We start from the raw sequence: 15,477 nt of genomic DNA, 5'->3' as shown, positions 1-15,477 counted from the left end.
GTATATGCTACTTAGACAAAAAATAAGTCATCCATCATTTCTTTTTTTGCCTATTACAATATTGGTATACGTATTTACTGTTATGAAGTAATAAGCGATAAACATCAGAGTGAAGGTTCCCGTACTTATAATGGCTGCGAATGCTATATTCATTTGCAACAAGTGGGCAAGGGAGATCAGTGCGATAGAGCTGTGTGTAATCCCTAAAATAAGAGGGATTAAAAAAGTAGCGAGTACTTGCTTGGCAATGGTTTTGCGAATTTCTTTTCGATCTAAACCAATTTTTTTTAAAATATCATAAGTTGCTACATCATTATAGGCCTCGGTTAGTTGCTTGAAGTAGATGATACTCCCAGTTGCGGCTAGAAAAACCATACCAATAAACATACCGATAAATAGCAGAACACCATTTCCTCTCATCAGTGCGTCGTAATTCTCTGGATAACTTCGAAACATTGCATTTTCTGGAAGCACTTTCGACATTTGTTTGCTAAGTGCAAGGGCATCTTTTGGCTGCTCAATCATGATTGACTGGATTGCTATGTTATTTTTGCTAGGTAGCGTTTTTGCTATATCATCGGAGACGATAATGAGTTGATAAAGCGTGCTAAAGGGTAAGTCAGTAATGATTTTTGTAATTGTTACTTTTTGATCGGTGCTATTTTTTAAGGTGAAGCTTTGATTTAGTACATCGTTTTCAGTAGCCGAATCAGGTGAGATAAGTATGGCTTCATCGTTTTCTAGTGGTGCTAGTTCTGAACTATTTTGTTTTTCTAGAGCGAGTAGTTTATTGTAAGCTGTAAGGCCAATAACTGCAAAACCATCTTTAGGCTCGTATGCAAATGGCATTTTACTATCACTTGTCGCTTTTACATAACTAATGGTTGTTTCCTGATGCCCAGCCATTGGGGATTGTATGTTGTTTTGGGCAAGTGTTAATGCTGCTTTATTACTTTTTTCATCCACAATATGATATTCAAAAGTAGCAGGATTATTTAAACTAGCATCTTTATTGGTGTTATTATAGATGCCTGCAACCATGCCAATTGCAACCAATGTCATGCCAGTCAAAACGGCGATAGTAGAAAGCGTTCTGGCGTTTGAAGCGATTCGGAATGCAAGTTGTGAATTGCCTATAATATTCGTGCCATTATAGAAAATACGTTTATTTTTACGAATTTTATTGAGTAGGAATGGCAGGAAGTTGTTAAGTAAGAGCACGGTTCCGGTAATAACGGACGTCAGAATGACTAGCATGCCAGGTTCAAATTTGATTTTTCCCCAAATAGAATCCGCCGTTATTAGGGGTTGCAATGCAATAAAGTAGCCACCTAGAATTAAAATGAGCGCGAGTATTGCTAAGAGTGGATTATTTTTTGGTGTTTTTTCACGTTTACTTTCTGAGTGGAATAGATCAAGTAATGTCGTTCGGTAAATAATGCGGTAACTGGTAATCGATGTAATCAATGTAATGATAATAAAAATCAAAACCGTATTAACCATAGCATCGATAGAAAAGACAAAATTACTAATCGCATCAAGCTTCATGATCTGGATTAATATCGCGACAAATAGTTTTGACAAGAGTGTACCAAGACCTATCCCAATAACGAGAGCAACAACCCCCATTAGAAAATTCTCATAAAAGAGCATCCGGCCAATTTCTTTTTTACGAAGACCAAGAAGGGAGTATATGCCAATTTCTTTTTTACGCTTACGGGTAAAGAAGTGATTGGAATATAAAATAAAGATAGCGACAAAAATAATTAAGATGATAGATGATGCGTTGAAAATACTGGCAAGATTGTCATCATTATCGATACGAGTAACGACTTTTGGATCTTTCGACAGTGATACAAATGTATAATAAATCATGATAGAGAAAATCATGGAGGCAAAGTAGAGAAAATAGTGAATGAAATTATGCTTTATATTCTTTTTTGCTAGGTCAAATAATGTCATTTATATCTCCTCCTAACTGTGATAACACATCAAGAATTTTTTGGAAAAATTCTTTACGACTTTGTGCACCACGATAAACCTCGGTATAGAGTGTGCCATCTTTAATAAACAAAATTCGTTTACAGAAGCTAGCAGCGTAGGCGTCATGTGTTACCATCATGATGGTTGAATATTTTTGTTCATGCAGTCTCTTTAAATTTTCTAATAGATCTGTCGCTGATTTTGAGTCAAGAGCACCAGTAGGCTCATCTGCAAAAATTAAACTGGGATCGGCTATTATTGCGCGACTTGCAGCTGTTCGTTGTTTTTGTCCCCCAGAGATTTCGTTAGGGTATTTATCTAAAATATCGCGAATATGGAATGTGTCGGCTACTTCTTCTAGTCGTGTTTCCATTTCATATACAGAATGTTTTGCGAGTGCAAGGGGTAATATGATATTTTCGCGAACACTCAGTGTATCGAGCAGGTTATAATCTTGGAAAATAAATCCTAGCTTATCGCGACGAAACGAAGACATCTGTTCCTCATTCATTGTTTCCAGTTCTTGCCCAGAGATTTTGATTTCACCAGAAGTAGATTGGTCGATGGTGGAGAAGACGTTAAGCAGCGTTGATTTACCGGCACCGCTTGGCCCCATGATACCGACAAAAGCCCCCTTCTCAATTTCCAGATTAATATTGTCTAAAGCTGTATAGAGATTTCCTTTTATACCATAAACTTTACAAACATTTTGTGCTTGTAGAATTACCTCCATGTAAATGCCTCCTATTTATAGATGACTTATACTATTCAGTGTAGCGATAAAAGTAATTGTAAACCATTGTCTAAGATGACATTATGAATGAAGAAGCTTACACTTTCGTAACACTATGCAATCCAAAAAGAGTTTTTAGGTAGCTTCTTTCCATGGTATACTTATTTGACATAGATAGGGCTAAGTTTTTTAGGAGGGGACGTGTGGAGATGAGAAAAATCGGGTTAATCGGTGGGATGAGTTGGGAATCAACAGCAGAGTATTATCGGATTATCAATGAGCAGGTTCGTGAAATATTGGGGGAGCTTCATTCAGCTGAAATTATTTTGTATAGTATGGATTTTTATGCAATTGAGAAGTTGCAACAAGAGAATAGATGGTATGAGGCTGGGGTATTGCTCGCGGATGCAGCAGTGAAATTGGAGCAAGCAGGTGCAGAATTTATTTTGATTTGTACGAATACGATGCATAAAGTGATACATCAGGTGGAAGAAATGATTAAGATTCCGATTATACATATTGCGGAGCCGACGATTAGGGCTATTCAGGAGCGGGGATTGGGGCAAATTTTATTGCTTGGTACGCGTTATACGATGGTGGAGGATTTTTATAAAGGGCGTTATGCAGGGAGCGGGATTGGAGTCCAGATTCCAGTTGATGCTGGTTTGGAGATAGTGAACCGGATTATTTTTGAGGAGTTGTGTCTGGGTATTATCCGTGAGGAATCGCGGACTGCAGTGCTAGCTATTATTGAAAAAGCGAGCATAGAAGGGGCGCAGGGTATTGTTTTGGGGTGCACGGAGCTGGAATTACTGATTCGTGAGTCGGACGTTGCGCTACCAATCTTTAAAACTGCGGAACTTCATGCCAAATATGCAGCAAAGGAAGCCTTGCGATGAGGCGCTAAAACCGTTATAATTTGGATAAGGCGTAATGAAATTTTGAAAAGAGGTTTTTGAAGAATGGGAAAAAGCTCGATTTACGGGTTAACGATGGCGCAGCTTGGGGACTGGTTTGAGGAAAAGGGCGAGAAGAAATTCCGTGCGACGCAAGTGTGGGATTGGCTTTATGTCAAACGTGTCACAGAATTTGCGCAAATGTCGAACTTAAATAAATCATGTGTGGACATGCTGGAGGAGAACTTCACGATGCACACATTGAATGAACAAATTAAACAGGAATCTAAAGATGGGACAACGAAGTATTTGTTCCAATTATCGGATGGTAACTTGATTGAGACGGTTATGATGACACATTCTTATGGGCTTAGTGTTTGTGTAACGACACAAGTGGGATGCAATATCGGTTGTACTTTTTGTGCAAGTGGGTTGCTGAAGAAACAGCGTGATTTGAACGCTGGCGAGATTGTCGAACAAATTATGAATGTGCAACTTTATCTGGATTCGAAGGGCAATGGTGATCGTGTCAGCCATATCGTAGTCATGGGGATTGGTGAGCCATTTGATAACTACGATAATGTGATGGATTTCCTTCGTGTTGTGAACGATCAGAAGGGCTTAGCTATTGGAGCGCGCCATATTACGGTATCAACAAGTGGTCTAGCACCGCGTATTATTGATTTTGCTAATGAAGATATTCGTGTTAATTTAGCCGTCTCTTTACACGCACCAAATAACGATTTGCGTACGCGTGTGATGCGGATTAACAAAACCTATCCATTAGAAAAATTGATGGAAGCAGTCGAATATTATTTGGAGAAAACGAATCGTCGTATCACGTATGAGTATATCATGCTAAAAGATGTCAATGATCATAAGCAAGAAGCGCTTGAGCTGGCAGCTTTAATTGGTGAGAAGCGTCATTTGGCTTGGGTGAACTTGATTCCTTACAATCCGGTTGACGAGCATGATCAGTATCAACGCAGTGATGCTGCAGTTATTGATGCATTCTATGAGACACTGAGACGCAAAGGAATTAATTGTGTTGTTCGTCGTGAACATGGGACAGATATTGATGCTGCATGTGGGCAATTGCGTAGTAAACAAATTAAGAAAAAAGGCGTTCGTGAGCGGATGCGTGAAAAAGCAGAAGCAAAAGTAAAACAACAAGTTACTGCCGAATAATATTTAGAATTAAGAAGAAGTTCGCGGATGATGCGGGCTTTTTCTATATATAAGGAGCTGCGAAAGATGAAAGCATTGGTGTTTAATGAATTTGGAGGTTCAGATGTATTACAATATGTAGATATACCAGATGCAGTGGCTGGCAAGGGAGAAATTTTACTAGAAATGACTGCGATTGGTTTGAATTTTGCAGATATTTATCGTCGTAAGGGGAACTATCACCTTGTTGGTGGAGCGCCATACGTGCTTGGATATGAGGGGGCTGGTGTTGTTGTAGCACTTGGTGAGGATGTGACGGATTTTACGATTGGTGATCGTGTAGCGTTTGTTGATGTGCCACTTGCAAATGCGGAACTTGTTGCGATCCCTGTTACACAGGCAATTCCCATACCAGATTTGATTGGAGATGATATCGCGGCTTCGGTATTGTTACAAGGTTTGACGGCTAGCTATTTGGCAAAGGATAGCTATGCGATTAAATATGGGGATGTGGCGCTTGTTCATGCTGTTGCAGGTGGCGTTGGCCAAATGTTGACGCAAATCATCACATCGCTTGGCGGCAAAGTAATTGGTCTGACTTCGAGTGAGGAGAAAGCAGCAATTGCACAGAAATTGGGCGCGGAAGAGGTTTTATTGTACAGTGATGGTTGGGCCGAAAAATTAACTGGAAAAATCGATGTAGTCTATGATTCTGTGGGTTCAACGCTAATGGATAGTTTCCAAACTGTTCGTGAGAAAGGCACAGTCGTTTTTTTACGGTATGTCCGGTGGTGATCCTGTACCTGTGGATCCACGGATGTTGATGGATGCTTCAAAAACATTGACTGGCGGTGATTTGTGGAGTTTTTTAACGAGTAAAGAAGAGCGAATCAAGCGCTCGCATGCCCTCTTTGAAATGATTAGTACCGGGAAAATAACAGTGAACAAGCCACGGAAATTCGCATTATCAGATGGAAAAGCGGCACATGACTTGCTGGAGAGCAGAAAAAGTACCGGAAAAATTTTATTAATACCATAAAAATAGCAGGAAGATCGGATTCTAAGCTTAAGTCCGATTTTCCTGCTATTTTTATGCTTTTTCTCGTTCTAAAATAGTATCCAACTGGGCATAATCTGTAGGAGAAGGCGGGATATTCCAAAGCAATCCATTGGTGTGCATGTCTGCTTGCTCATAAAGAGGAAAATCACTAATAATTAAATCAATTCCAGAATGTAGCTCGTGTGTTGTTACTTCCTGGCAAACGATAATTTGATCCGCAGAGTATTTCCGCTTAATTTCGCCACGAAGAAACTCTTCCCATAAATAACCGTTTTGTGAAATGATTTTGACGTGAAGGGCATCATGCTGTTGGGCTTGCTGCATTAAGATGTAATAAACAGCAACTAGATAATTGGTAATCACAGACTTATTTGGGCGAATATATGAGAAATGTGGATTTTCTTCATATTTTGTTAAGATGTTGTGGATTTGTTTGGAGAGATGAGCTTTTTCTGGAGAAACTTGAGGAAGAGGGATATCTGGCAAAACATTTATTTTATTGATAAACGTGAAGTTTACTAAGAAGTCCAGTGTTTCTGTGAGGGCGATATTTTTCTCGTTGTCAGGATATTCATCTAGTATACTAGTAAGTTCAGAGGCTAGTACGTGGTTTGGCAAGTAAATTTCCGAGTTACACTGCGCTCTAGCTTCTAGGAAAAAACTATCTGTATGCGTAAAATGGGTCCAAAAAGCAGTGATTAGCGTGAAATAGCGTTCGTGTTTTGAAAGAGGCATGCCGATGATTTTTTCAAGAATGGTGTAATCAATGGTGGCATTCTCAGGTTGCAATGCATTGAGCTCATCCCATTTTTGTAACCAGTGATTTTGGATGGTAAAGGCGTGTTCTTGCTTCACGCGTTTTAATGTAACGGCAATTGCAATCGCATATTTAATTCGTGAAGATAGTGAAAAATGGATGTGATAAAAGGCTTCTACTTGGAGGATAAATCGATTGATGTTTTCATAGGGGATGTCTGGAAAGGGCCATTTAGTGTAGGGATAAGATTTACTGTAAATTTGGTAGTAGAAATAACGAAGATTGATTTCAGGCCCTTTGATAGCAAGAGGCTGTGTTTCTAAAACAAGGTTACTATCAGCCAGATACGTATCAATTTGACGAATACGGCGATACATGGTCGGTAGGCTACTATAGTTATCAGTCGCCCATTCGGCTAAATTATTTTTTTTTGCCAGTAAAAATGTCTTTTGCAAGTAAATATAAATGAGAGCTGCTGACGACAAGCGCATAGAGGTAGTCGAAATTGACATGTTTACCGACAGAAAGCAAAATATTTCGAGAGCTGTCTTCATATACGTGAGCGATGTTAGGATTGAACAGGTCTTGCAACGATAAAATATCGCGCTCTAGTGTTTTGATTGAGCAGTGCAATAAGTCAGCTAACTCTTTCTTTTGATATGTTTGCGGGGACTTAAATAATGTCTGTAGTAAATTGAGTTTACGGTACTCCGAAGCGACAATTAAATTTTTCCAAAAATAGACACACTCCTAGCTCATAGATTCACATTTGGCTATGGGACAGACGTGAAGGAACACCGTGCCTCGAATCGGCGCGGTGGCTCATAGTTGCATGAAGATATGTTTGCTATTTTGTTCAATTTGTTAACTATATCATATCATAATTCATTTGTCATCACTTTCAAGGAAAAAGAAGCCATAAAACAACCGGAATTGTGACAATACTAAGAACAGTGCTGATAAAAGTTGTGCTGGATACGAGATCTGGCTTCGTATTGAATTGTACTGCGAGTAAAGTTGTGTTAGCAGCTGTTGGCATTGCAGCAAGTAAAATCATGATTTGTTTCGTCATTGGATCTACTGGTAAAATAAGTGTGAACAATACAGCGATAAGAGGGGAAATGAGGAGACGCAAAATAAGCGAAATCGAGACTTTAGTAATATCGATTCGGCGAAATGAGATAACCGCTAATTGCATGCCCAATACAATCATAATCGTTGGAATTGCTGCATCCCCGACCAATTTCACACAAGTCATCACGCCCGCTGGAACTGGTAGATGGATGAGTTGGAGGACAATGCCCAGTAGTGCCCCATAAGCGACCGGCATCCGGACGACACGTTGCCAAACCATTTTCATACTGGCCGTTTGCGCACTGCCTCGTGCCGCGAAGAAGACCCCAATTGTACTCATTACAAGCTGCTGCAATACCATTAAAATAACTGCAATATCAAGCCCAGTAGCACCAAAAATTAGCAAAACAACGGGCGTTCCATAATTCCCATTGTTCATAAAAGCCGAAGCAAGAATCATCGCGCACGCATCTTGAATATCATAGTTCATCACCTTTGCAATGACATAAATAATCGCGATAATAGATAAACAAAGCCCCACAACAAAAATCAATAAATAGGCATAGTCCATCGTTAATTTATTCGTATAGAACGTATTAAACGCCAAAAACGGCGACATTAAATAAAGCGTTAACTTCGATAAATTCGGGATATCAAACTTAAGCGTTTTCTGTCCAATAAAACCAATTGCGAAAATCCCGAAAATCGGCAATAGAATCAAAACAAACTCCATGCAAAAAAATCCCCTTTTCTGTAAATATCAACTTATTTTACTATCTTAGCATATTTTGCGAGTAACACTGAAAAAAGAAACGCGATGCTAAGAAAAAATTTAGCGTACACGTTTCTTTTTCATTATTTAGTTACAGTTTTCTTTCCTTGAGGACGAATATCTTTCACGAATAGGCTTAGAATCAAGCCTACAACCGCAAAGGCTACGGCAACGAGAAACGCCGCTTTCATGCCGTCAAGGTTTGCTGTCATAGCTTGATTTTGGAATGCTTGTGGATCAGACATTGCTAATGCTTTTCCTGGCATATTGTCTTTCGTTACGTTACTCAATACAGTAATGAGAATCGCTGTACCAATCGAACCAGCAACTTGACGAATCGTATTATTCACCGCAGTACCGTGACTCATCATGTTCAGTGGCAACGAGTTCATACCAGCTGTTGACATCGGCATCATAACCATTGAAATACCGAAGAAACGCACGGCATAAAAGACGATAATGTACATAGTAGACGTATCCTTTGTCAAGAACATAAACGGAATTGTTCCAGCTACGAGTAATGTCATACCAGTAATCGCAAGCAATTTCGGCCCAATCTTATCGAAAATAATACCAGTAATTGGGCTCATAACACCCATCACGATAGCACCTGGAAGCAATAGTAATCCAGAATGTAGCGCTGTTTCACCAAGAATATTTTGAATATAAAGTGGTAATACGATTTCTGCACCAATCATAGACATCATAACAATCGCACTGATAATAGTGGATAGCGTGAAAACTGGTGATTGGAAAACGCGAAGTTCGAGCATCGGTTTTTCCATTTTTAGTTGGCGCCAGATGAATAGGACTAAGCCGATAGCACCAACGATGAACATTGTAATCACAAGGCCGTCTGTCCAACCATCCGTACCCGCGCTACTAAAGCCGTAAAGAAGGGCACCAAATCCAATTGTTGAAAGGGCGATCGAAATAATATCGATTTTTGGATTCGTAAGTTCAACTACTTTTCTCATTGCGAAAAAGGCAAAAATAATATCAAGAACTGCGATTGGAATCAAGATAATGAAAAGCATGTGCCAATCATAGCTATCCACAATCCAACCTGATAAAGTCGGTCCGATAGCAGGAGCAAAAGCGATAACTAATCCGACCATGCCCATCGCTGCCCCACGACGATCAGGTGGGAAAATAAGTAGGAAAATGGTTTGCATTAGAGGCATTAGAATTCCGGCCCCAGCCGCTTGAATGATCCGCCCAGTTAGAAGTAGCGCAAAGCTATCTGAGAAAGCTGAGATTACTGTACCAACTGTGAAGACAATCATCGCTGTTAAAAATAGCGTTTTCGAGTTAATTTTACCGATTAACATTGCCGTAATTGGAATCATAATCCCGTTAGTAAGTAGGAATGCTGTTGTTAGCCATTGCCCTGTAGATGCTGTAATGTTTAAATCGACCATAATGTGCGGAAGAGCTGTTGAAAGAATCGTTTGGTTTAAGATAGCAACGAATGCCCCCACAAGCATTACTGTCATTAATAACATACGATTATAAGGTTTCCCGTGAATATCAACGGGTTGTTCCGCGTGTGCTGTTTGTGTCATGTTCAATCTCCTTTTGATTTAAAAATAATTAGTTCACTTAATTAACTATTTGACTATTATAGGGCAATTTACGAAAAGAGTCAATGGAAAAAATTTAAAAAAATTTGCAAGTATTCAGATTGTTATTTTGATAAGGCAGAAATGATTGCGCTATCTTTGTTTGTACTACTCAGTTGCAACTAAAAAAGGGTCTGGGACATAACCCAAATAAATCGGCGACAAGCGCTCGCATTCAGGGGATTTGGCGGACTTCCGGTTCTCATGTACAGTCGTACACTCCGCTTCCGGCTTCCACCAAATCCCCTGAATACAAACGCTTTCGCTCGATTTGTGTCAAGCAATATTTACGTCCTACCCTCAAAAAGGGAATCCTGATATCTTGCTTATTTTTGTGTAGAAATGAGTTTGTCCCACCCTCTTCGTATTGTAAATTACCTACCGTCACCATACTCCCAGCTTCGGATGGCATCATCTTCGTCAAATGAAACGAGAACATCAACAACTCCTTTGACGTTTAGAATATTTTCTTCAAGGCGATCTTTGACATCATCTACTTGTGCAAGCGTCATTTCGGGATCGAGTTCCACCTCCACTTCCACATGGAAAAAGTCGCCTTCTTTTAAAACAGTGATAACTTGGATGTCTTTAACGTCTGGATCGCTCATTACGAGTTGGCCAATTTGTACTTGCAATACTTCATCGGACTCACCAATCGCCCCAGCTGCGTTATCCAAGAATACTTTACCAACAACGATAAACATCATAATCCCAATTAAGGCAGATGCGATTCCCTCTGCTTGATGGTACGGTGTGAAATAGGAAATAATAATTGCAATCATTGCCAAAAGTCCACCGCCAGTTGCAACGGAATCTTCTAAGAAAACGAGACGAGTCGCGGCTTTTGCTTTACCGAAATTCGCGAGACTATCTTTGAAAAGTTTCAAACCGCGGGATTCCAAGCCAACATCGTGCGCAATTTCGTGCATTGCTTTTACGAGAACAAAACCTTCTAAAATGGTACAGACTCCGAGAACAATCAAGTTAATGATAAAACCGGTCGATTCTGTCGGATGGAAAATATGCGAAATTCCTTCTTTAATTGTTTCAAATGCCATAATACCTACAATCAAAACGGCGCCGAGAAGAACAAGGTTTACGACACGACCAAAACCATTGGGGAAGCGCTTCGTCGGGCGTTTTTTGCTTAGTGCAGAACCAACAAACACGAAAAATTGATTGGCAGCGTCACCTAGACTGTGTAACGTTTCAGCGAACATCGCCACATTTCCTGTAAATATATAGGTGGTTCCTTTAATAATAGAGACAAGAACGTTGACGATTGCAGCAGTGAGCGCCGACTTGTTTCCCTTTTTTAGTAACTGAAATATTTCATTCAAATGTTTTTCCTTCTTTCTAGTTTAGCTTTAGATGAAGGGATCAAAGTAGTCGTACTCTGTCACTCCACCTTGAATTGGCTTACTTATTCTGATTAATTCATTCACAATTTTCTTTGCATCATCGCCAAAAACAGGAAGAGGTTGATAATTATTTTCATGCAGGGCGCCATCTGAATTCTCATAAGTTGGGACGATGGAAAGATTTTTTAAGACTACCTTACCATTATCTTCTGTAAAGCGCAATCGGAACATCGAGGTCATCCGAGAAAGCAGCGTTGGATCAGCTCCAAAAGCGAAGTCACCCATGCTATACACGATGTACTTGCCATTATATTTTTCGACGCTTTCTAGACGATGGGGATGGGAGCCCATGATGATATCAGCACCGGCGTTAATAATCGCATGACCGTATTGGGTTTGATAATCTACGGGTGTTTCACGATATTCAACACCCCAATGCATATTTACAATGACTAGAGTATTCGGCTTTTTGTATTTCTTTACGTCGGATTCTATTTTTGCAAGATAGCTCGTTGATTGTTGACTGGAGCGACAATCATAGCCGAGTAAGACAGTTTCGATACCTCCGATTTTAGTGATGAGCGGCATGTCCTTATTGAAAACAGGGATATTATTGTCTTTAAAGGCTTCCAAGGTGTCATCATAACCAATTTGAAAATAATCCATGGTATGATTGTTAGCTAGATTTGCTGCATCAACACCGCTCGCAGGTAAAAAGGCGACATGTGCAGGGTCACTCTTGATACGCCACATTTTTACTTCGGCTTTCGTGGCGTTCGTAAAGGCACTTTCCGCATTGATAACCGTATAGTCATCTGAATTAAACCATGGCAGACAGTTTTGAAAAACATAGGTGTTGGTGCCATTATTTTTCTTAAAAACGTTATCGAATTTGAGGTGTTCAGGTGTTTCGGGATAGGTACCAAACGAGTTATCACCGACCATCGTTAGCGTGATAACACCTTTTTGTTTGAGACCTTGTTCGTAGTTTGCCGCAGCTGCGTAAAACCATTGATATTGGGTTGTTTTGGTGATATCACTGCACTTCTTTTCACTTTCGATAAAAGCAGGATAAACTTTACCGAGCGCTTTTTTATCGGCGTTTCCAAATCTGTATTGTTGTAGTGCTTCTAAGCAGGCTTTCAAGTTCTTGACATAGAAACTATTGGAATTATTCGTTAATTCGAGTCTGTTTACGTTTTTGATAAGTGTTGCTAATTGTTCCTGTGAATCAGAATCGCCTCCTGAATTAGCTAAGGCTTGGAGCGTGGCTTGTGTTTGTTCGGAAAGCTGTTGAACGGATTTCTGGGTGACACTTTTGAGCGGTTTGGCTGTGGGCGATTGATTCAAAGTATGGACTGTCCAAAAAACACCTACTGCAAAAAAGAGGATGATGATGCCTGGAATAAGGAATGTTTTTTTCTTCATGTTGTGCTCCTTTCAAGAGCGATTTTTCTTTAGTATATTATGCGAGGAGAAGGATGGCAATGTATAAAAATGGAACAACCTAATCCCAAGTGTTATCGGGATTAGGCTATTGTTTTCACTATTAACTTCTCAGTCCGCGTCCTTTGTCGATTAAATACCAACAAATCGCGTATAGCACAACGATAAAAAGAATAAGGATAGCGATAGACCACATGACTGAAATATCTGTCGTTCCAAGGAAGCCGAAACGGAATCCTGAAATCATATAAACAATCGGATTGGCTTTTGATATGGCTTGCCAAAATGGCGGCAGCATCGAAATCGCATAAAAAACACCACCGAGATACGTCAACGGTTGTAAAACAAAGGTTGGAATAATGGATACATCATCAAAAGACTGGGCGAAAATACCGTTTAATAGACCCGCTAGCGAGAATAGAATCGCTGTCATGAGTAGTGTGAGAACGACGAGTAGCCATGAATGGACAGCGAGTGGTACGAAAAATAGGGAAACAAGTGTTACGAGCGCACCAACTAGAATACTTCGACCAATTCCTCCGAGGAGAAAACCCCAAATGATAACGTGTGTAGGCACTGGCGCAATCAATATTTCCTCAATATTTTTCTGGAATTTTTGCGAGAAAAAGGAAGATGATACATTAGAATAGGAGCTCGTGATAACAGACATCATAATAAGTCCAGGTACGATAAATTCCATATAAGAAAATCCACCAACTTGGCCGACCCGACTTCCGATTAAGTTACCGAAAATAACAAAATATAAAGATGTCGTAATGACTGGTGGTACTAAGGTTTGAATCCAAATTCGCATATAGCGGTTGGTTTCCTTGACTGCTAGGCTTTTTAAAGCTGTAAAATAAAGATTAAACATGATTCCCCTCCGCTTGGTGTGTCTCTTCTGTGATTTTCAGGAATAGTTCTTCCAGACGATTGGATTTGTTGCGCATGGATAAAACTTGAATTCCTTGTTTGGTCAGTTGCTCAAAAACGTCATTAATTCCTTGATTGCGCTCTACTTCGACTTCAAGAGTGGCATCGTCTTCTAAATTGTATTTATATCCTGTAATCTCAGGTCTCCTACTAGAAGGCGCTAAGTCAAAAATAAACGTTTCAAACTGTAATTTGCCTAAAAGTGCTTTCATACTTGTATTCTCGATTAGCTCGCCCGACTGAATAATTCCGATATTGCGACAGAGCATTTCGGCTTCCTCGAGGTAGTGCGTTGTCAGAATAATTGTTGTACCGTTTATGTTCAATTCTCTGAGATAGTCCCACATCTCACGTCTTAGTTCGATATCGACACCGGCTGTTGGTTCATCCAAAATGAGAAGGCGCGGTTCATGCATTAAAGCTCGGGCAATCATTAATCGTCGTTTCATACCGCCAGATAGCATCCGAGCACGGACATCCCGTTTTTCCCAGAGACCAGATTGTTTTAAGTATGTTTCGCTTCGTTTTAGTGCTTCTTTGCGAGAAACACCATAATAGCCAGCTTGGTTCACAACGATTTGTTGGACGGTTTCAAATGGATTGAAGTTAAATTCTTGAGGAACTAGCCCAATTTGTTGTTTTGCGCGGACTAAATCTGTATCAATATCATAGCCAAAAACTTTTACTTTTCCTGACGTTTTATTGACTAGTGATGTAATAATACCGATTGTCGTTGATTTTCCGGCACCATTTGGACCTAACAGTGCGTAAAAATCCCCTTCTTGTACGGATAAATCAATCCCCCGTAGCGCTTGGACACCGGTCGCATATACTTTTTTTTAAGCCTGCTATTTCGAGTGCATATGTCATGTAATAACTATCTCCTTTTTTGTGTATGATTGGTTTTTCTGGTCAGAAAGTAATTGTACCATGGAATCCATGAAATCTCTTATAAACGTTTCTTTTAATGCGTAGTAATGCCATTGACTTTGTTTTGTTACAGAAACGATTCCGGCCTTCTCTAGCGATTTCATATGGTGGGAAAGCGTTGGTTGAGTGAAGTCGAAATGTTTTAAGACATCGCAGGCACATAAACTACCGGATGATAAGAGGTGGATGATTTTCATTCGGCTTGGATCTGCCATAGCTTTGAGTACTAATGAAGTTTTTTCATAGTTCATTTTTAACCTCCTCGTATATAGACGAATACCTATGTAGAATATAGATTAGTATGCATGTAATGTCAAGTTGTTGAGGCTCTAAGGAAATGTACTGTATTTCTTTGGAGCCTCAATATGCATAGCATGTAATCCACGTATTGCATCACGTGAAGCGCCTCCGGATCCAGCTTTGTTGTGGTTCTTGAAAAGCGAAGTATGCTTTTTTAGAACCTCAATATGCAGTTGAATGCAATGAAACTGCCTTCTTCTTAGCCAACTCCTCGAAAACTTCACGCCCTCCATAAAAAGTAAGAGCGGCTTTTTACTACGGCCGCTCCAGTTTTTTTCGGAGCTGAACGGGCCGTTTCAGCTTTGTTGTGGCTCTTAAGAAGCGTAGTATGCCGAATTAGAGCCTCAATATGCATGAGAGCGAAGCGAGCATGTAATCCATGTACAGCAATCCCGTGAAGCGCCTCCGGATCCAGCTTCAACGGCCAACTCCTCGAAAAACTT

12 protein-coding genes and 2 pseudogenes are annotated in these 15,477 nt (G+C 40.0%); 3 read left to right on the top strand and 11 right to left on the bottom strand.

The features are described from left to right. Positions 1 to 27: 27 nt before the first annotated feature. Positions 28 to 1,962, bottom strand: a complete 1,935-nt coding sequence (locus PROCOU_RS09590) for an FtsX-like permease family protein (protein ID WP_036071901.1) — start codon at positions 1,960 to 1,962, stop codon at positions 28 to 30. Next, positions 1,949 to 2,716: an ABC transporter ATP-binding protein gene (locus PROCOU_RS09585; RefSeq protein ID WP_036071899.1), complete on the bottom strand. Its 768-nt coding sequence runs from the start codon at positions 2,714 to 2,716 to the stop codon at positions 1,949 to 1,951. Before PROCOU_RS09585 ends, PROCOU_RS09590 begins: the two co-directional genes overlap by 14 nt. Positions 2,717 to 2,925: 209 nt before the next feature. On the opposite strand from PROCOU_RS09585, the gene PROCOU_RS09580 reads away from it, so the two are divergent. The 3 genes and pseudogenes from PROCOU_RS09580 (at position 2,926) to PROCOU_RS09570 (ending at position 5,818) form a co-directional block, all read left to right on the top strand. Further along, complete coding sequence (locus PROCOU_RS09580) at positions 2,926 to 3,615, top strand: aspartate/glutamate racemase family protein (protein ID WP_036072023.1); 690 nt, start codon at positions 2,926 to 2,928, stop codon at positions 3,613 to 3,615. A 63-nt stretch (positions 3,616 to 3,678) separates the two neighbouring features. Beyond that, complete coding sequence (gene rlmN / locus PROCOU_RS09575; protein WP_051994321.1) at positions 3,679 to 4,800, top strand: dual-specificity RNA methyltransferase RlmN; 1,122 nt, start codon at positions 3,679 to 3,681, stop codon at positions 4,798 to 4,800. Positions 4,801 to 4,866: 66 nt separating this feature from the next. Then, a pseudogene (locus PROCOU_RS09570) lies at positions 4,867 to 5,818 on the top strand (quinone oxidoreductase family protein). A gap of 51 nt (positions 5,819 to 5,869) precedes the next feature. On the opposite strand, the gene PROCOU_RS09565 reads toward PROCOU_RS09570, so the two are convergent. The 9 genes and pseudogenes from PROCOU_RS09565 to PROCOU_RS09530 form a co-directional block, all read right to left on the bottom strand. Continuing rightward, on the bottom strand, positions 5,870 to 7,108 hold the full coding sequence (locus PROCOU_RS09565) for an AcpB/EbpR/MafR family transcriptional regulator (RefSeq protein WP_159101206.1): 1,239 nt from the start codon (positions 7,106 to 7,108) through the stop codon (positions 5,870 to 5,872). Then, positions 7,017 to 7,319, bottom strand: coding sequence for a helix-turn-helix domain-containing protein (locus PROCOU_RS19320; RefSeq protein WP_077913403.1), 303 nt, complete (start codon positions 7,317 to 7,319; stop codon positions 7,017 to 7,019). Before PROCOU_RS19320 ends, PROCOU_RS09565 begins: the two co-directional genes overlap by 92 nt. 178 nt (positions 7,320 to 7,497) lie before the next feature. Further along, positions 7,498 to 8,403 carry an AEC family transporter gene (locus PROCOU_RS09560; RefSeq protein ID WP_036071895.1) on the bottom strand — a complete coding sequence of 302 codons (906 nt, stop codon included), beginning with the start codon at positions 8,401 to 8,403 and terminating at the stop codon, positions 7,498 to 7,500. Positions 8,404 to 8,525: 122 nt separating this feature from the next. Further along, positions 8,526 to 10,007, bottom strand: a complete 1,482-nt coding sequence (locus tag PROCOU_RS09555; protein ID WP_036071893.1) for a DHA2 family efflux MFS transporter permease subunit — start codon at positions 10,005 to 10,007, stop codon at positions 8,526 to 8,528. 431 nt (positions 10,008 to 10,438) lie between these two features. Further along, a complete protein-coding gene (locus tag PROCOU_RS09550; protein ID WP_036071890.1) occupies positions 10,439 to 11,404 on the bottom strand; it encodes a cation diffusion facilitator family transporter in 966 nt (321 codons plus the stop codon). A 27-nt stretch (positions 11,405 to 11,431) separates the two neighbouring features. Further along, positions 11,432 to 12,853 carry a CapA family protein gene (locus tag PROCOU_RS09545; protein WP_036071887.1) on the bottom strand — a complete coding sequence of 474 codons (1,422 nt, stop codon included), beginning with the start codon at positions 12,851 to 12,853 and terminating at the stop codon, positions 11,432 to 11,434. A gap of 121 nt (positions 12,854 to 12,974) precedes the next feature. Next, the gene (locus PROCOU_RS09540) at positions 12,975 to 13,745 is read right to left on the bottom strand and encodes an ABC transporter permease (RefSeq protein ID WP_036071884.1); all 771 of its coding nucleotides are present in this window, start codon (positions 13,743 to 13,745) and stop codon (positions 12,975 to 12,977) included. Beyond that, positions 13,738 to 14,674 (bottom strand): annotated as a pseudogene (locus tag PROCOU_RS09535) (ABC transporter ATP-binding protein). Before PROCOU_RS09535 ends, PROCOU_RS09540 begins: the two are co-directional and overlap by 8 nt. Further along, positions 14,671 to 14,985 (bottom strand): ArsR/SmtB family transcription factor, encoded by a 315-nt coding sequence (locus PROCOU_RS09530; RefSeq protein ID WP_036071882.1) that lies wholly within the window; start codon positions 14,983 to 14,985, stop codon positions 14,671 to 14,673. The pseudogene PROCOU_RS09535 and the gene PROCOU_RS09530 overlap by 4 nt, the downstream one beginning before the upstream one ends. Positions 14,986 to 15,477: the final 492 nt, after the last annotated feature.

It is taken from the genome of Listeria rocourtiae FSL F6-920 (genome assembly GCF_000525975.1).
Classification (GTDB): Bacteria; Bacillota; Bacilli; order Lactobacillales; family Listeriaceae; genus Listeria_A; species Listeria_A rocourtiae.
Note: the sequence above shows the minus strand (reverse complement) of the source record. Positions and strands in the feature narration are given on the sequence as shown.